Source organism: Comamonas antarctica, from assembly GCF_013363755.1.
In the GTDB taxonomy this organism is placed as follows: Bacteria; Pseudomonadota; Gammaproteobacteria; order Burkholderiales; family Burkholderiaceae_C; genus Comamonas; species Comamonas antarctica.
The window spans coordinates 1,416,608-1,432,533 of the sequence record NZ_CP054840.1; the positions used below are offsets into that span (position 1 = coordinate 1,416,608).

Here is a 15,926-nt window from a genome sequence, read left to right on the forward strand (position 1 = left end):
CCTAGGATTGCGGCCAGCGGCTGCAATCCATAAACTGCGCGGGTGGCGAAATTGGTAGACGCACCAGGTTTAGGTCCTGACGCCAGCAATGGTGTGGGGGTTCGAGTCCCCCCTCGCGCACCACATATGAAACTCAGCAAAAACAGCTGAACCTTACAGAAGCCCGTTTTCTCCTCTGAAAACGGGCTTTTTTCTTGCCCTCGGCGGTGGTGCTTGGCTGACCGAATCCGACATAAAACCACGCAGAATTACATCCTCATCCCGCGCAGATCCCGCATGCGATCCCGCGCGGGAAAACAGGAGCACGAATGGCGTATTTCAGGAAAGTAAAGAACGGGTGGCGGGCTGAGGTGGAGCGCGCCGGCGTGCGCCGCACGGCGACCCGGCCGACCAAAGCCGAAGCACAGGCATGGGCCGTGGCCGAGGAGGCCGCGATTCTGGCCGGCACCCGCGGTGAGTATCCGTCTCGCACGCTTGCTGAAGCGGTGGCACGCTACCGCGTGGAGGTCACCGACAAAAAGCCGGCCGGAGTTTCCCGGGCGGACAACCTACGCTTCGACGCCTGGCTGCGTGACTACCCGGATCTCGCCGGCAAGACCTTCCACAAGATCACCGGCGAAGACCTGGCGGCTTGGCGCGATGCCAGGCTAAAACTGGTCTCCGGCTCCAGCGTATTGCGCGAGGCGCAGCAATTCCGCCCTATCTGGACGTTGGCGGTAAGGCAATGGAAGTGGGCAGGCCAAAGCCCGTGGAAAGACATTAAGCTGCCCACGAAGGGCCACGCGCGGCGCCGAGTAGGTGGTTGGGAGGAAATCCGTTTGATTCTTCGGTCGGCAGGGACTTCACCGCGCGTGGCGCCCAGAACACCACAGCAGGAGGCGGCATGGGCCATGCTGATTGCGCTGGCCACTTCACTGCGCAGCGGGGAGATTCTGCGCATGTCCACAACCACAGTAGACCTGAAACGTAAGGTTTACGAGTTGCGCCACCACAAGACCGAAGCGGTGGTCGGTGCCCGTCGCGTTCCGCTGCCGGGCCGCGCCGTGCGCCTGCTGCGGGTGTTGGAGGCCCAGGCAGTGAACGAGAAGCGGGAGAGCTACTTCACCATCAGCGATGCGAGCCGGGACACGCTTTATCGCAAGCTGCGCGACCGCACCATGGTGAAGGGGTTGCGCTTCCACGATCTTCGAGCTACCGCGCTGACGATGTTGAGCAAACGCGTGGATGTGATGACGCTGGCCAAGATCAGTGGGCATAAAAACATTAATGAACTTTTCAACACCTATTACCGCGAAACTGAAGAAGCTATAGCCGCCCGTCTCTGAGGTAATAATCCAGCAGAGCGGACTTTTGACCATCCTCCAAATGCGGTAGCAGGGTCTTGATGGTGATTTTCAATGCTCCAAAAAAGATCGCTCGAAAGCGGGGTGAAAAGTGACTAAGTAGTGTCCCGGTATTGCATGCGCTGCAGAATGCATCAAGATGTATCCATGCAGCGCGTGCCTTTTCTAAGCGTCAAGCCACTGTCCTCGGTTACCCCTGCAATGAAGGAGGTGCAGGAAGATATTGAGAAGCTGTATCGCGGGCTGATGGAGCCAGAAGCTCTGGCACAAGCCGGAGTCGAAGATGTGATTCGAAAGATCAGACAGCTTGAGCAGCAGCTGATCGAGATGCGAACCTCTCAAGCTGGGGTATTGCCTGAAGATCTGAGGCTTGAACGTTGAGTCGCCAGGGGAGGCTATATGGAAGGAGAAGCGGTGGTTGCACCAGTCAAAGTTCTCTACCGAGGGCATGAAATCTGGGTCTTCGCACAGGACGATGGCATCCCGGTAGGCACCGCGGTTATCTTGGAGAACAACATCCAGGTGATGTCGATACCGCCGTCACGCTTCGAGAATATTCTGCTGGCCGAGACCCAAGTTCTTAGACACGCTAAGTTCTGGGTGGACCATCATCTCAAAGGCACCTCTCAAATCTGAGCGCCTTCTTTACTGCGCCTAAAGCGGGAAAGCCAGCCCGACACGTTGCCTAGTGCCGTCAAGACGCATAAGTGATCAAGGCAACTTGGATTCGTCGACTTCGTGCGGAGGATCTTTCTGATGCGAGCGAAGAATCATGAGTACAGCGAGCGAGACGCCGACTGCATACATGGTCCAAACGGCGTACTCGGTCATTGCAAGCTCATTCATGGCGCCCCAAACAGCGGAAGCGGCTGCGCACACAAATGCCAGTTGCAACACGAACATGAAACGGTCGGCAGCGCCAAATGCACCCATTAAAACGACTGTCAGCATTAGCACTACCAGTACAACAAATCCTATCAGCAGCGGCGAATCCACCATGTGTCCCTCATACATGCGATGATTGCTTTGACGTCATTTTATAGGCTTATTTGTAGGACGCGGCCTTGTATCACGCCGCTGCTGTTCCATAGATCAGCGCCTCATGGGCGAAGTTGGCTGCCGCCAGTGCCTCGGCCACTGGTGGGGAAACGCTGTTACCGCACATGCGGACTTGGGCCGTGGCCGTCAGCGGGATGCGGGGCAGGTCCAGTGGGTGTGCGGCTTGCTGTCCGTCGACAAACAGCAGGGCCGGGTCCGGGATCTCGGTGATCTGGTATCCCTCGGGGAAGCCCTGGGCCCGATAAAGCTCGCGCGGCTTGAGCATGCGCAGCGTGATGTCGACCAGCACCCACCACTGCTCTGCATGCCACATCAGCACTAGGGCGGCGGCCTCGGGGAAGTGCTCGGGCAGGTGCTGATGCAGCAGTTCGGCGCACAGGCGCGCGCGCTCGCGCTGGTCATCGCTTAGCAGCGCGGCCGGCACCTGCTGGGTCTGCACCAGGCCCATGCGCGCCTTGGTGGGCACGGTGTGCATGGGCTCGCTGCAGGCGCTGTCCTGGCCACCTTCGCTGTAATACTTGACGAGGTAGGCCGCGACTAGACGCTGGTTGCTGCCGGCTGCGGTGATGGTCGACATAGGGTCATCAGCGGCGCGACCGTCGCCCTCGTAGAAACCGCCGTTCGCCTGCTCGAGGCAGGCCGCGACCAGTGCGCTCTTGACGCCGCCGGCCACCACCGTCCCCAGCGGCAGGCTCAGGTCCTGCGCGCGCGCCGCCTGGCCCTCGCGCTCGCCATAGCCGATCGTCACTAGGTGGGCGCCGGCCAGCGCGTGGTGTGTGCCGCCGGCTGAGACGATGGATAGCGGCGCACAGACGTCGTGACTGCTCAGGTGCTGCTCGCTGGTGCCACGCAGGGCGGCCAGGATCGGCATTGCCACGCAGCTGTCGGCCTTGGATGTGATGGTCTGCATCGGCGTGCGCACCGACCGCTCAGGCGATTGGCCCATGCGCCCGCCGACGCCGACGATGAACGGGCTGGCAGTGGTCAGCACATGGCGCCACAGACCCTTTGCCACGCGGCGCATGGTGTTGGGCACCAGCGGCTTCTTGCGGCCGAAAACACTTTCCGCGGGCAGGTCGAAGTCGATGCATTCGGCGGCCGAACGGTGCGCAGCCAGTTTGCCGGCCAGTACCGCGCGGTTCGCCGGCTCCGCGTGCGAGGCCTCGGGCCACACGATGGGCAGGCCGTCGCGGCGCGCGATCAGGAACAGGCGCTTGCGGATCGTCGGGGCTCCGTAGTCACAGGCGCGCAGCTCGCGCCAGTCGACTGTGTAGCCATGGGCGCGCAGCTGGCGCACAAAGCTCTCGAAGGTCTTGCCCTTGCGGTGCGGGCATGGCCGTGCGTTGCCGTCGGCGTCGATGATCAGCGGCCCCCAGTCCTGGAATTCCTCGACGTTCTCCAGCATCAGCACACGGGGCTTGCACAGGGCGATCCAGCGCATGCCGACCCAGGCCAAGCCGCGGATGTGCTTCGCCACCGGCGTGCCGCCTTTGGCCTTGCTGAAGTGCTTGCAGTCGGGTGACAGCCAGACCAGCGCCACGGGCTGATTGCGCGTGACCTTGATCGGGTCGACCTCCCACACGCTTTCGCACAGGTGCTGAGTGTGTGGGTGGTTCAGCGCGTGCATGGCCAGCGCCTGGGGATCGTGGTTGATGGCGATATCGACCGGGCGCCCGAACGCGGCTTCCAGGCCGGTGCTGGTACCGCCGCCGCCGGCGAAGTTGTCGATGATCAGCTCGCCCGGGAAGGCCAGCGGCAGGGTGAAGTCGTCGCGCCGCATTATTTGGCCCCCTTCATCCATTGCACGACGTCGCTGGTGCGCCAGAAACGGGTACGACGGCTGACGTTGATGAACGGTTTGGGGAAATCGAGGCGCTTGGTCACGCGGTTCGTGACATGCTCGCGTCCCAGGCCCAGCAGCTGGGCAATTCCTGCCGTGTCCAGCCGGGCAGAAATGCTTGTATCGGTGACGTGGTGGCTCATTTTTCTACCTAATTTCAAGCCGCACTGATTGCTGCAGCCTTCGGGGAGGTCAGCACGCTGACCGATTCAATGATTTCGAGTCCCAATTGCTGGGCAACGCTGAATTCCATGGCTGCGCCTTTGCTCGCCGCCCACCCAGGCATCAGGTAGATGGCCTCGCAGGTCATCAGCTGCCACAGGCTCATCCGCATGTAGCCTTGCCAGGTGCCGCAGGGCGGGGCAGGGTTCTCGGCTGGGTTTTCGACATGCCAGCCACGGGCGCGCAGTTCCGCGGCCTTAGCGTTGAAAGCCGGGTAGTTCAGTTCGGGCAGGCCGGACATGGGACCGGCCAGGTAAACGCGCTTGGCGCCCTGGCGCGTTTGGATCACGCTTAGCATCGACACGATGCAGCGCAAGTCCTGCTTGCCCAGCAGCACCTGGCCTGCGCGGCGCACCTGATCGGCGAGCACATGGCGCGCGATGCGCCAGCCCATGGCACCACCGCCGACCAGGGCCAGCTTGAGCAGCACAATGCGAAGAATTTGAGTCCCCATGGTCAGGGTCCTTTCAGTGCGAGGTGGCCACGGGCGCGGCCTGGGGAGCTTGTTCGGCGGCCAGCTCAAGCAGGACCACCAGGGCGATGTGCAACTCTTTTTCGCGGTTGCACAGTTCGTAGCCGCGAGCAGTGCGCCATTCCGCCGCGGGCAGGTGTGCGACTTCGCTGGCTGCAACCTTGTGCTTCGCATCGATGTGCGCCAGCACTTCGCGGAACGTCGGTTCACGCATGAATGGCCTCCACGCGTTCCACGCGCAGCACCTGCTGGCCGCTGACCAAATGGGCGCGGCATTCGGCCTGGTCGGCATTGGCCGCCTTCACGCGGATGCTGCGGAGCAGGCCCGCGTCGGCCAAGTCCTCGACATCGGCCGCGTGAGCGTTTTCGGGAATCAGGAAGGCGCGGTAGCTCTTGAGCGCCTGGATGTTGTGATGCATGGTTGGCTTTCTGGTTGGATGGGTGTCGGGTGAGGGGGGGGCTTACGCGGCGCTGGCCTGCTTGAACAACGGCAGCACCTGGGCGCCGGCGTCCAGATCCAGCTGGCCCTGGCCGGGATGGGTGGCCGCGGGCTGCTGCGCGCGCGCCGTCTTCGCCTCGGCGCGGCGAATGGCCGCGAAGCGCTTGCCGATGTCAGTGCTCACGGCGTTCGTGTACTTGAAGCCGGCCGCCATATCGGTGGCGCGGCGGGTGGGTTCGGTGCGTTTTGCGGGCATGGCCTCAGCTCCTGCAGGTGGTGGGGTTAGAAAAAATCAATGCGCAGCACGCGCACGGTGGAAAGGGCTATCAGCAGGTCCGCCAGCAGATCCGCCGGCGTCTCCATCACCTCGCGTTTCATCTGGTCGCGCGCCGGCTGGCCGTCCTGCATGTCGTCGCACCGGCGGCGGGCCGCCATCAGCACCTGCGCGCGCAGCGATGAACCTTTCTCGTCTTCGGGTGGGCGGCGGGTTTCCCCGGTGTGGCGGGTGGTCGTGAGTGCTGCGGGCATGGCCATTCCTCCTTTGACGGATCAGTGCGAAAAAACGGGGGTGGTGGCGGTCGATTCGGGCCGGTAGAGCACCGAATCACGGCTGTCGGGGCTGGACCAGTCTTCTTTTTCGTGCCGGCCGCGGCCCATGAAGGCCCGGCGCAGCTCGCCGGTGAGGCGGGCCGTACAGTTATTGAAACGAGTCCAAGCGGGCGCCAGCGGCGCCCGTTCAGCGCCCAGCACTGGCACCGCGGCGGTATCCAGCGCAGCAGCGCCTGCCGGCGCGGCAACATCGGCGGCAAGGGATTCCTGGGCAACAGGGCTCCAGGCAATGCGGCGGCTGACCAGCCAGCGGCCGGTGCGCGCTTCCAGGCCGACGACGCGGCCTTCGGTTATCTCTTCGCCGTAGGCGTTCACCGCGCCCATCGGCACATCGCGGCGCGCAATGCGCAAATGCCAGCGGCCGCGCGGCACGCAATGGCCGCCCATGGCGCCCATGAAGCGGCACCAGTCCGCCTTGATATCGCCGGTGCGGTGGCATGCATGCCAAGCCTGGGAAGTGATCTTGTCGCCATCGAAGTGCAGACGCTCGACCTGATCCTTACCCACGCGGCGCAGTTCGCGCCATACCGTCACGCTGGGCATGCCGACAGCCTGGAATTGGCGAATGCCCCAGGTGCTGGCCCATGCGTCGACACGGACATGGCCGGGCACATCGCCAGTGGACACATCGAACAGATCGCCTTGCACCACATCCAGGTGGTCGGCCAGTGCGGCATGGCCCACGCTCTTGGCGATGTACTTGGCCACGTAGCCAGCGGCGCCGCCAGCAACCATGCGTTTGATGTTCACGCGGTTGGCCTTCGCGCCTGGTTCGTCCCCGTCATCGCTCAACCAGTATTCGCGCACTGCGGCGTCCAACTGCTGTGCCTGCTGCTCGGTTTCAACCCAGAGCAGCGCATGCCAGTGGGGCGTGGCGTCGTGGTGAGGCTCTGCGACACGAATGCCGTAGGTGTTCACGCCCTGGCGTTTGAGTTTCGCGCGGACCTTGACCCACATGGCGCGCAGCCACAGCTGTGCATCACGCGGCGTGCTACGGCCGTCATAGCGAGGATTGAGGCGCGGCCGTCCGCGGCCGTTCTTGCCTACGCTGACGGCATGAAAACGGCTGGGGGTGGTCAGCGTAAGGAATAGACCCACATGGGCGCGGTGGTCGGCGTATTCCTCGGCGCCGCGGATGCGCGTCATCAACTCGCCGCCACGGATTACCGGGTTGGACGGCGATAGGGCCGCCAGCTCGGCGAGGTTGAACACCTGACCAGCTTCGTTGCGGTAGAGGGTGCGCTTCAGACCCTCAGCGTTGCGCTGCAACTGGGCGGTTCGCCTTGCCAGCCCGGCATTGCTGACATAGCCGCCGGCGCGGCGGTTGACAATGCCCAGCCGAACCGCGCCGGCCTCGACTACGCGCGCCACATGGGTGCGCAGCACGCGGCGCCACCAGGCGGCGTCCTGCGCGCGTTTGATGGCGGGCTCGCCGATGATGGGTTTTTCTTCGTGCACACCCACCAGGCGCACAAGCAGGCGAATCGCGTCCACGCGCTCAGACAGCGGCAGGCCTTGGCCGATGGCTTGGTCATCGAGTTCGTCCGCCTCTGCGGCCAGACGCTTGGCCATGGCGCGGATATCGTCGTCGCTCATGCTCCAGCGCGCGGCCTGGCCATAGTTCTCGTCGAATTCTTCAATGGCGAGCAGCGCATCATGCGCGGTCAGCCATTCCGGTCCTTCCTTGCCCATTTGACCCAGGCCCATACGCTGCATGGGCTCGCGCCACTGTGCCGGCACGGCCTTGAGCAGTGCTCCGAGCGCGGTGGCAACGTGCCATGCACGGGGCTTGTTTTTCTCCCATGCCTGCAGGCTGTGGGTGGGCAATTGGCGGGACATGGCTACCAGTTCCCCGACAGACTGAATACGCCCTTCATAGCCTGACGCATGGCACGCAGTTCGGCCTTGATCCGCACGCGCTCGGGTTCTGGCAGCTCGCGCCATTCGCGCAGTGCAAGCTCTGGCAGGTCGCCATCGATGCCAGCCAGTAGATGCAGGCACATGCGATGCTCGCGCGACAGCGCTGCCCATTCCTTGCTTTCGGCGTCGCTCCAGCGTTGGTTGCTGGCGCGCTGTACGGCTTCACTTTTCAGGCTGCGCAGTCGCGCCCGTGCTTCTTGCGGCGACATGCGGCGGTAGGGCTCGGGCAAGGCGCGTTCCGTGGGCAGCATGCGCGCAGGCGCCAGGGCAGGTGCATGAGCAGCTTGCGCGCCAGTGTTCACCATGCGCAGGAATTCATCGAGACGCATATCGGCCAGGTTCATTGCGCGCTGTCCTTCACGCGCACGGCGCACAGGTACAAGGCCAGCCCATACAGGCTTTCGGCGAAGTCGATTGCCATGTCGCGGGTGGCGGCGCCAATCACCAGGCGCCGGCGGACGCGCTGTGCGTCGATGTGGGTCACGGCAAAACTGCTCATGGGGCTGTCCTTCAAAGTTTTTTGGATGTGCGCATCCCGCAGGGCCTGAAACAGGCCCCGCAAGGTCAAGAAAAAGGGAGTGGCGAGCGCCTTAGTCGGCTGGTGGCGCGTTGCCGGAGAACAGGTCGCCGGTCACGGGCTTGGGCTTAGCGAACATCGGGATATGCTTTGCCTGCGGCGCGTAGTCCAATAGCGCGCGCAGAAGGTCACGGCGCAACCGATCAGACAATGGGAGATGGACGGTTGGATCAGGCGCTGAGCTGAGCGATGTCGTGCGCACGATCTCGGTCAACGCCACGAACGCATGACCGCATTCGGGGTTGAGGCAGCTATAGACAGTCTCTCGCGTAAGCTTGCTCATACGGCGGCTGCTGCGGATGATGCAGGGCAGTTCACAGTGCGGGCACTCAAGCCGAGTGCGCTCGCTAGGCAGCTCTGCGCCATGACGCGTTTCGGCCTCAACTGTGCTTTGGCTTCCGGTCTCTACGTTGTTACACGTTTGTGAGCTTCCGCCGGCATTGCCCGCTGGCTTTTTTCCGATGACCACACGGCGCACGCCGACGCCTACTGCCGAGAGCACAAAACTACTATGGGCCTGTTGGGCGCGGGTGGTGTCCAGATCAAAAGGGCTATACATGAAGGACACCTCAGTTCAGGCGGAGGCCGGCGACAGCTGGGGCCTTGGGCAGCACAATTCGGCTGGTCTTGCGATAGACCTGCATTCCCATATGGAACAACACGCGCGCCAGATTCCCGGGCGTGCGCTCCTCACTGGCGGCAAGGACTTGAGCCTCTGCCAATTCCTCGGCGGTGAGCCGCAGAGCTATGGGTTTCTCGTTCACGAGTCCACTGCGCTGCTGCCAGCGGCTGCGCTGCGGTTGCGCAGCGCCTTCTGGCATCGCGAGGTAGCCCTGGGCGCGGTAAACATTGACGCCCATCAAGTAGACCAGGCGGGCGAAGTTACCAGCCGAGCGGCCTTCGGCTTGGGCGAAAGTCAGGGCTTCTACCAATTCGGTTTCTGCCAGCCTTAACGCGATGTGCGAGATGCGGGTAGGGCGGTCCAGCGTTCCCGAGCGATGGCGCGTCATGTGCATAGCGATGGTCATGTACGATGTAACAGATATTTACTGTTTGCGAAAGAAGGAACGGATATGGATGACGATGCGCTCGATACGCTGGGGAGAGCGTTGGGGTTTGCTCTTGCCGTTTACGACCAGACCACACCGGGGGCACAGTTGGATCGAATCGTCGAGACCCGGCGCACGCTGGACGCATGGATTGACGACGAACGTTTCAGTCCTGATGTCTCTGCCGTGATGGAGGGTGTGACCGCCGGGCTTACCAGCTACGTTGGGATGGTCGTCGCTGATCAGACGGGCACGCCGCGCTTCGGCAAGTACCTGCTCTGAGTACTTGCGCCTTTGCTCGCGCCGTTCCCGACGTCGCTGGGAAATTTCAGTGCTGCTGGTTTCATCGCCAACGCGCTTGGCGCAGGCATCGAATTCGGCCCATGGCTGGGGAGAGCCTGTATTGGCGGTGTTGGCGGTCATGTACGATGGAGACTAATTTTTACAACGTAGGCAAATCATTGCACGTAAACACGTGCATGTCAACAAATGAGAGAACTTAAATACGTGCAGATAGGGGAAAGGCTGCGCGAGGAACGACAGCGAGTGGGGATGTCGCAGGTCGATTTCGCAGAGTCCATTGCCGCTTCCCGCAACGGCTTGGTTCAGTGGGAGAGGGGAGAAACAACGCCCAACGCAGCCATGCTTGGCGTTATGGCCAGCATGGGGGTAGATGTCCTCTACATTGCTACGGGTGCCCGGACTGGTGAGTCCGCCAGCACACTCGCACCAGCCGAACGTGAACTGCTACAGGCCTGGCGCCATGGGTCCGACAAGGGGCGTGCTCTGTTGACTGCAGCGGTAAATGTTTTGATGCCCGAGTAAGTCCGATCTGACTTACCTATTGATGGCCCGCAGAGGCCGAAGTCAGCAATGAGGGAGGAAGAAAGATGAAGTCGAACGCACTGAAGAAGCTCGCGGCGCTGTTCATGGCATGCGCCGTGCCCATGGCGAGCCACGCTGCCAACACGCCATGCTCGGGCAAAAAGGGCGGCGTGTCGCACTGCTCGGCTGGTAAGTTCATCTGCAAGGATGGCACCACCAGCGCGAGCAAGAAGGTTTGCAACTAAGCCTAAGCCTGAGGCCGTATGCGGCCGCTGTATGTGACAAGGCCCGCGCGTGGCGGGCCTAAGTGGATTGGCCGGCAGGACGTTATGCCGCAGCCTTGAATTTTCCCTTTTGAACTGCCTCCCGCAGCACATCGTTCAAGCGGGTTTGCCAGCCCTTGCCGCTGTGCTTGATGGCATCGAGGACATCGGCATCGACACGCGTCGTCATAGGCGCTTTGGGGCGCTCGACCGCCGGCCGTCCACGCCGGCGCAATGGCTGCATACGGGCAGCCAGTTCCGCCGTGATTTCCACTGTGTCGGGGTCTGCCGCAATACCGCGATTGATCGCTGCATCCTCGGCATCCGTAGGGGCGATCAGCCCCGATTTATTCAGACGCTTGTTCATAGTGCTTTAACTCCCGCTTGTTGGCCTTGCGCAGGCTGATGATTCGCATCGTGTCGCCGCGCTGCACAAACACCACCACGTACAGGCGCTGATCGATCACAGCGAAACCGACTTCGCGCACTTCCTTGTAATCGGCGCGATCGTCCACGAAACAGAGCACGTCCTGCCATTCGATCATGCTTGCCAGCGAAAGCGACACGCCATGCTTTTGCTGGTTCGCGGCGTCCTTGATGGCATCGAATTCTGTCTTCATACTATTTATTGTACGTACACATACAGCATCGTGCAATCTATTTTTGTACGTACATAAACAGGCTGCCAGTTGGGCACGGCAACAATCAGGTCAGCCTGTCAATCCTCGCCCGCTTCGTCTCCACCATCCACCCCCTCGGCCTGCAGCGTTTCCAGCGTGATCTGGCTGGTATAGCCGCTGCTGCTCAGCGAATGCCGCACGGCCGTGATGATCCAAGCCGTCTTGTCGATCTGGGGTTTGTAGCCGCTGACCACCACCGGCCGCTGTGGCATCAGGTCGGCGCGGCCGTAGGCGAGGGCGATGTCGAAAGAGTAGATTCCGCGCTGGATGCGCAGCCATTCGGCGCGTGCCGCGGCCAGGGCATCGGCCTGGCTTGCAAACGTCTGTCGCAGGGTCTTGGCGCGGCCGCTGATGCCGGCCACCACGCTGGACCGCGTGCCGCGCTTGACGTTGTTGTAGTACGCCTTGACGCCGCTGTAGGCATCCCGATCGGACCTGGCCCAGCGGTGCTGGTCGCCATCGCTGCGCACGATGCTTGCCGTGGGCAAATCCTTGCCGCTGGGCGTGCGCGTCTTGCGCGCCTGGCTGAAAAGCAGCGTACCGCCCTTGATATTGCACATACAGTCGAACTGCCGGCCTAGGCGGCGCAGGAACGACGCATCGGATTCGTGCGCCTGGTCAGCGTGCGGGACCTTGCGCCCGGCGATTTCCTTGTCGATGCTGACCTTGAGCTTGTTCTGCGCGGCAATGCTGCGGACGATGGTCCCCAGAGTCGTCTTGTGCCAGCTGCGATCCTTGATCGTGCGCAGTTCATCGAGCAGGTTGGCCGCGCGTGCGCGCAGGGTGATGGTGTCCGGGCTGCCGCTGTATTCGACGGCCTGGATGCTGTAGCTGCCCTTGTCGACCAGGCCGAGGGGAAAGTCTCCCATCTCGGCCTGGGTAGCAGCTTGAAATGGCCCGGTCGAAGGGCTGACCGTCCAGCCGATAGCCACCGTGAGAGGGGCGCCGGTTTCTGGCAGTTCGACAGCGCAGTCGTGATCGCTGATGACGATTTCCACTTCGTCGGCCTCGCCGTCGCGGTTGTCCGTGATGGTCAGGCTGACCAGGCGCGGGTTGAGCCGCGCGGATATGTCCTGGCCTTTGACGGTGATCTGCCAAATGGGTCGCAGGTGGCTCAATGTGCGCCCGCGCCGGCGGCCGGTGGTGCTGGCCTTGGGCAGGGTCGCGTCGATGTCGGAAACGTCGCTCATGGTGGCTCCATCAGGTGATGCTGATTCCCTCGTAGCCCGCCAACTCCCCCATGGAGTTGTATTCGCTGGATTCATCGGAATCGTCGGAATCGGCTTCGCTGTCGTCTTCGTCCACGCGGCGCAGGTTCAGGCTGAATTCCACTTTGCGCGGCGTGCCGTCAACGAAAAACAGGGTTTTCGTTTCCTCCAGCTCGGTGATGACGAAAGCGCCGTAGACGGTGCCGCTTCCCTCGACCAGCGCCCAGGCATGGCCGGTGTTGGCCATGCGGCGCAGTTCGTCCAGGCTGGCAACATCGCCGGCGAATTCCGGGACGATGCTGCCGCGCAGGCTGATGGTGTCCTCGCCCGCGCCCATGAACTGCGAAGCATCGCGCGCGCCGGCTCGGGCCTGGGTTGGGTGCTTCCAGGAAGTGCGCCGTTGCAGGTCCTGATAGGACGCGGTGTCGAGGCCGAAGACAAAAAGGCCGAGGCAAAGCTGCATGGTCAGTTGTTCCAGTCGTAGAAGGCAGATTGCGCGCGTGCCGCTTTGGTGCGTTCGCGGCGTTCGAGTTCGGCGGTCACCATGCGGGCAATGGCATGCTCATCCATGCCGGGTGCGGCGTGGATCTGCAGCGTGATGGTGTCGCCCTGAATGATGGGAGCCGGGCGGGGCGACCAGTTTGCGGCCAGTGGGGGGCGCCTGTCGATGCGGATGGCCTCCGGTGGGGCAGGCTGCATTCCTTCCGCCTGGGGCGCTATGGTCGACACGGCGGGCAGGGCCGGGAAATAGGGCATTCCAGGCACCGCCGGGATGGCGAGCGCTGCAGCTGGCAGCGAAACCGCCGCCGCGGCTGCCATTGCCGCAGCTGACTTGCGCACCATATCGGAAGTGCTGCCAATGCCAAGGGCTGCGCCTTCGCCTACATTGGCGCCCGCCGCCATAAATACGCGGCTTGGCGAGTGGATCCCCAGCTTTTCCTTGAACCATCCGATTGCGGAGTCGGCAGCGCCGCCAATGGCTTCGCGTACCGCGCCGAGTCGGCTGGTGATGCCGTTGGCCAGCCCTTGCAGGATGTTGGAGCCGAACTCGGTGAAGCGCGCGGGCAGCTCGAACCCCAGATAGGCCATCGCCGCCGCAAATGCTTGGTGTAGCAGGGCAGCGGGGGACCAGTTGACGATAGCCGCACCGATGGAAAGAAGCGCCCCGGAAATCATCCCGCGCAGCCGTTGCCAGATGCCGGTGGCACCGGCCAGCAGTTGCGCCCAGGCGTTGGCGAGCGTGGCGGTGATGGACTGCCAGGCGCTGCCGATGGTCGATGCGATCGTCTGCCACATGCTGCTGAAAAACTGTGTTATCGGCTCCCAGTTCTTGTAGATGAAGTAGGCAGCGGTACCCATTGCGGCCGCCGCAATGATGAACCAGCCAAGCGGCGTGGTCAGCATGGCCAGCCCCAGGCGCATGAACACAATGGTCAGCCCTCGCAGGGCCGCAATAATGCCTGGCAGCTTGACGCCCAGCATCCCAAAAGCAAAACGGACCAGCATCACCTTGCCCACAAAAAGGGCCAAAGGAACAAGCAACAGGCCGAGTCCTGCCGTCAATGTCGCCAAGGCAGCCACGGTGCGAACAATGGCGGCGGTGATACCTGGATGTTCCTTGACCCAGGCACCTATGCTGCTGGTGATTTCGCCGATCCAGTTGATGATGCCCTTGGCGTCGCCCTGGACCGTTTCACCAATGCTGGCCATCACGTTGGTGAAGCCGCCTTGCGCCGCTTCCATCACGTTGGACAGCGTGCCGAGCTGCGATTCGACGCGTTGCTGCAGGCTGGCCTGGGCGTCCATCTTGGCCGTGGTTTCCTTGTAGCCGTCGAATCCCTTCGCCATGAAATTGCGCAGCACCTGCATGTTCTGCGCATCCGTGCCGAACAGCTCGGATAGCACCGCGGTCTTCAGGATGTCGTTGTCGCCCAGCGCCTTGAGCTTGTCCAGCTGCTTGAACAAGTTCTCGATGCCGGCAAACTTCCCCTGCTTGTCGGCGAAGTTCAGCTTGATGCCTTTGCCGCTCAACATCGCATTGGTCTTTTGCAGTTTCTTGCCGTTCAATCCCGCAGCGAAAATCTTGTCGATGGCGTTACCTGCGCTGGCACCATCGGTCATGCCAGCTTGGTTCATCATCACCAGCAGCGGCGACAGATCCTTGTATGCGTCCACACCCTTTTTGCGCAGCAGGCTCATGGCGCCGGCCATCTTGGTGATGCCGGACAGCTGATAGTTCTGATCGGCGCCGAGGTAGGCGTTCTTTTGCAGCATGTCCATCAGGCCCAGCATCTCGCCCTCGGTGGCCTGCGTGGCATCCTGGATCTTGGCGGCAAAGGCAGCAGCCTCTACCACCGGCATCTCCAGCTGCACGCCCAGCAGCGCCGCCGCCTCGCCGGTGCCGCCCAGAATGGCCTGCGCGGAAATGCCTTCCTTGCGCAGCACCGTCATCATGTTCACGAAGTCGGCCGTGGTGCCGGGGAGGCGGTCGCCGAGGCGCTTGGCCAACGCATCGATCTGCGTGAATTCCGCGGACACGCCGCCGTCGGCCTGCATCATGCTGGCGCGCAGCTGGGTGGATGCGTTCTCTTGTTCAGCATAGGTGCCCAATGTCGCCTTCACGGGCCGCGCCATGGTGCGACCGGCAGCAACCATGCCCACGCCCGTTGCGACCATCATCCCGGTGTGCTTCATTGCCTTGCCGTGCTGTTCCTTCAGCGCGGCAACGCGATCCTGCTGCGCCTTGAGCGAGGCCAGGGCCTGCTTTTGCTTTTCCATCGCCGCGGTCGCGGTGTCCATCTGGGACTTCAGGCTGCGAGACTTGGCACCCAGGCGGTCGGTGCCCATGCCCGCGTCCTGCAACCGCCGCTCGTAGCCCTGCAGGCGCTCCTGCCCGCTGGCAATCTTTCCCGTCAGCTGGCCAATGTCTCGCTGGGTGTTCTTGATCTGCGTGCCGTACTTGCCAATGGATGCTTTGGAGCGTTCATAGGCGCCCTGGCTGCTGAGTAGAGCGACACGGGCAATTTCCAGCTGGCGGGAGAATTCGGGCGTGACCGCGGCGCCCTCCTGCATGGCTTTGGTCAGGCGCGCGTGGGATTCCCGCGATGTCTTGAGGCTGGCCACGATCTGGCGGTGGCGTGCTTGCTGATCCTGCAGCCCGGCATTGTGGCCGCTCAACTTGCTCTGCAGTTCCTGCAGGTCGCGCTGCTGGCCGCGCAGTTGGATGCGCGTGGTGCGCAGGCCGTTGACGTCCTGCTGCACCTTGTCCAAGTCGCGCAACTGGTCGCGCGTGGACTTGAGCGCTTGTGCAGCTTCTTGGCTGCCGCCGCGGATTCGTTTGAGTGGTTCTAGGACTTTCTCGCGCAGATCGAGAACCAGCTGCATGCGCATATCAGCCATGAGCGCCCCCGTTCATACGGT

At 62.7% G+C, this 15,926-nt stretch carries 24 protein-coding genes and 1 tRNA gene; 7 read left to right on the forward strand and 18 right to left on the reverse strand.

What is annotated here, in order from left to right; all coding sequences use genetic code 11:
* Positions 1–36: 36 nt before the first annotated feature.
* The 4 genes from HUK68_RS06695 to HUK68_RS06710 all read left to right on the forward strand — a co-directional run bounded on the left by HUK68_RS06695 (position 37) and on the right by HUK68_RS06710 (position 1,979).
* A tRNA-Leu gene (locus HUK68_RS06695) sits at positions 37–123 on the forward strand.
* Between the two features lie 185 nt (positions 124–308).
* Positions 309–1,325, forward strand: coding sequence for a tyrosine-type recombinase/integrase (locus HUK68_RS06700; protein ID WP_175503495.1), 1,017 nt, complete (start codon positions 309–311; stop codon positions 1,323–1,325).
* Between the two features lie 165 nt (positions 1,326–1,490).
* Complete coding sequence (locus HUK68_RS06705) at positions 1,491–1,724, forward strand: hypothetical protein (RefSeq protein WP_175503496.1); 234 nt, start codon at positions 1,491–1,493, stop codon at positions 1,722–1,724.
* An 18-nt stretch (positions 1,725–1,742) separates the two neighbouring features.
* Entirely contained in the window at positions 1,743–1,979 is a 237-nt protein-coding gene (locus HUK68_RS06710; RefSeq protein ID WP_175503497.1) for a hypothetical protein, read from the forward strand.
* 75 nt (positions 1,980–2,054) lie between these two features.
* On the opposite strand, the gene HUK68_RS06715 is transcribed toward HUK68_RS06710, so the two are convergent.
* The 13 genes from HUK68_RS06715 to HUK68_RS06775 form a co-directional block, all read right to left on the reverse strand.
* Complete coding sequence (locus HUK68_RS06715; RefSeq protein ID WP_175503498.1) at positions 2,055–2,357, reverse strand: hypothetical protein; 303 nt, start codon at positions 2,355–2,357, stop codon at positions 2,055–2,057.
* Between the two features lie 55 nt (positions 2,358–2,412).
* Positions 2,413–4,182, reverse strand: coding sequence for a DNA cytosine methyltransferase (locus HUK68_RS06720; RefSeq protein WP_175503499.1), 1,770 nt, complete (start codon positions 4,180–4,182; stop codon positions 2,413–2,415).
* Positions 4,182–4,385: a helix-turn-helix transcriptional regulator gene (locus HUK68_RS06725; protein WP_175503500.1), complete on the reverse strand. Its 204-nt coding sequence runs from the start codon at positions 4,383–4,385 to the stop codon at positions 4,182–4,184. Before HUK68_RS06725 ends, HUK68_RS06720 begins: the two co-directional genes overlap by 1 nt.
* Before the next feature lie 14 nt (positions 4,386–4,399).
* A complete protein-coding gene (locus HUK68_RS06730; RefSeq protein ID WP_175503501.1) occupies positions 4,400–4,918 on the reverse strand; it encodes a DUF4406 domain-containing protein in 519 nt (172 codons plus the stop codon).
* Between the two features lie 13 nt (positions 4,919–4,931).
* Positions 4,932–5,150: a hypothetical protein gene (locus tag HUK68_RS06735; protein ID WP_175503502.1), complete on the reverse strand. Its 219-nt coding sequence runs from the start codon at positions 5,148–5,150 to the stop codon at positions 4,932–4,934.
* Positions 5,143–5,355, reverse strand: coding sequence for a hypothetical protein (locus tag HUK68_RS06740; protein WP_175503503.1), 213 nt, complete (start codon positions 5,353–5,355; stop codon positions 5,143–5,145). The genes HUK68_RS06735 and HUK68_RS06740 overlap by 8 nt, the downstream gene beginning before the upstream one ends.
* Before the next feature lie 42 nt (positions 5,356–5,397).
* Positions 5,398–5,631, reverse strand: a complete 234-nt coding sequence (locus HUK68_RS06745; protein WP_175503504.1) for a hypothetical protein — start codon at positions 5,629–5,631, stop codon at positions 5,398–5,400.
* 26 nt (positions 5,632–5,657) lie between these two features.
* A complete protein-coding gene (locus tag HUK68_RS06750; RefSeq protein WP_175503505.1) occupies positions 5,658–5,903 on the reverse strand; it encodes a hypothetical protein in 246 nt (81 codons plus the stop codon).
* Positions 5,904–5,924: 21 nt separating this feature from the next.
* Entirely contained in the window at positions 5,925–7,823 is a 1,899-nt protein-coding gene (locus HUK68_RS06755) for a replication endonuclease (protein ID WP_175503506.1), read from the reverse strand.
* 2 nt (positions 7,824–7,825) lie between these two features.
* Positions 7,826–8,248, reverse strand: coding sequence for a hypothetical protein (locus HUK68_RS06760; protein WP_175503507.1), 423 nt, complete (start codon positions 8,246–8,248; stop codon positions 7,826–7,828).
* Positions 8,245–8,403: a hypothetical protein gene (locus tag HUK68_RS06765; RefSeq protein WP_175503508.1), complete on the reverse strand. Its 159-nt coding sequence runs from the start codon at positions 8,401–8,403 to the stop codon at positions 8,245–8,247. The genes HUK68_RS06760 and HUK68_RS06765 overlap by 4 nt, the downstream gene beginning before the upstream one ends.
* 91 nt (positions 8,404–8,494) lie before the next feature.
* A complete protein-coding gene (locus HUK68_RS06770) occupies positions 8,495–9,040 on the reverse strand; it encodes an Ogr/Delta-like zinc finger protein (RefSeq protein WP_175503509.1) in 546 nt (181 codons plus the stop codon).
* Positions 9,041–9,050: 10 nt separating this feature from the next.
* Complete coding sequence (locus HUK68_RS06775) at positions 9,051–9,509, reverse strand: hypothetical protein (protein ID WP_175503510.1); 459 nt, start codon at positions 9,507–9,509, stop codon at positions 9,051–9,053.
* A 45-nt stretch (positions 9,510–9,554) separates the two neighbouring features.
* On the opposite strand from HUK68_RS06775, the gene HUK68_RS06780 reads away from it, so the two are divergent.
* The 3 genes from HUK68_RS06780 (at position 9,555) to HUK68_RS06790 (ending at position 10,600) form a co-directional block, all read left to right on the forward strand.
* A complete protein-coding gene (locus tag HUK68_RS06780) occupies positions 9,555–9,812 on the forward strand; it encodes a hypothetical protein (protein ID WP_175503511.1) in 258 nt (85 codons plus the stop codon).
* Positions 9,813–10,019: 207 nt separating this feature from the next.
* On the forward strand, positions 10,020–10,355 hold the full coding sequence (locus HUK68_RS06785; RefSeq protein ID WP_175503512.1) for a helix-turn-helix domain-containing protein: 336 nt from the start codon (positions 10,020–10,022) through the stop codon (positions 10,353–10,355).
* Between the two features lie 65 nt (positions 10,356–10,420).
* Positions 10,421–10,600: a YdcA family protein gene (locus tag HUK68_RS06790; RefSeq protein ID WP_175502327.1), complete on the forward strand. Its 180-nt coding sequence runs from the start codon at positions 10,421–10,423 to the stop codon at positions 10,598–10,600.
* Positions 10,601–10,682: 82 nt separating this feature from the next.
* Here HUK68_RS06790 and HUK68_RS06795 read toward each other — a convergent pair whose 3' ends face one another.
* From HUK68_RS06795 to HUK68_RS06815, 5 genes are all read right to left on the reverse strand, one after another.
* Positions 10,683–10,985, reverse strand: coding sequence for a BrnA antitoxin family protein (locus tag HUK68_RS06795; RefSeq protein ID WP_175503513.1), 303 nt, complete (start codon positions 10,983–10,985; stop codon positions 10,683–10,685).
* Entirely contained in the window at positions 10,966–11,238 is a 273-nt protein-coding gene (locus HUK68_RS06800; RefSeq protein WP_175503514.1) for a BrnT family toxin, read from the reverse strand. The genes HUK68_RS06795 and HUK68_RS06800 overlap by 20 nt, the downstream gene beginning before the upstream one ends.
* A 98-nt stretch (positions 11,239–11,336) precedes the next feature.
* Entirely contained in the window at positions 11,337–12,488 is a 1,152-nt protein-coding gene (locus tag HUK68_RS06805; protein ID WP_175503515.1) for a contractile injection system protein, VgrG/Pvc8 family, read from the reverse strand.
* Positions 12,489–12,498: 10 nt separating this feature from the next.
* Positions 12,499–12,969, reverse strand: coding sequence for a phage tail protein (locus HUK68_RS06810; protein ID WP_175503258.1), 471 nt, complete (start codon positions 12,967–12,969; stop codon positions 12,499–12,501).
* Positions 12,970–12,971: 2 nt separating this feature from the next.
* Positions 12,972–15,905, reverse strand: a complete 2,934-nt coding sequence (locus HUK68_RS06815) for a phage tail tape measure protein (RefSeq protein WP_175503516.1) — start codon at positions 15,903–15,905, stop codon at positions 12,972–12,974.
* Positions 15,906–15,926: the final 21 nt, after the last annotated feature.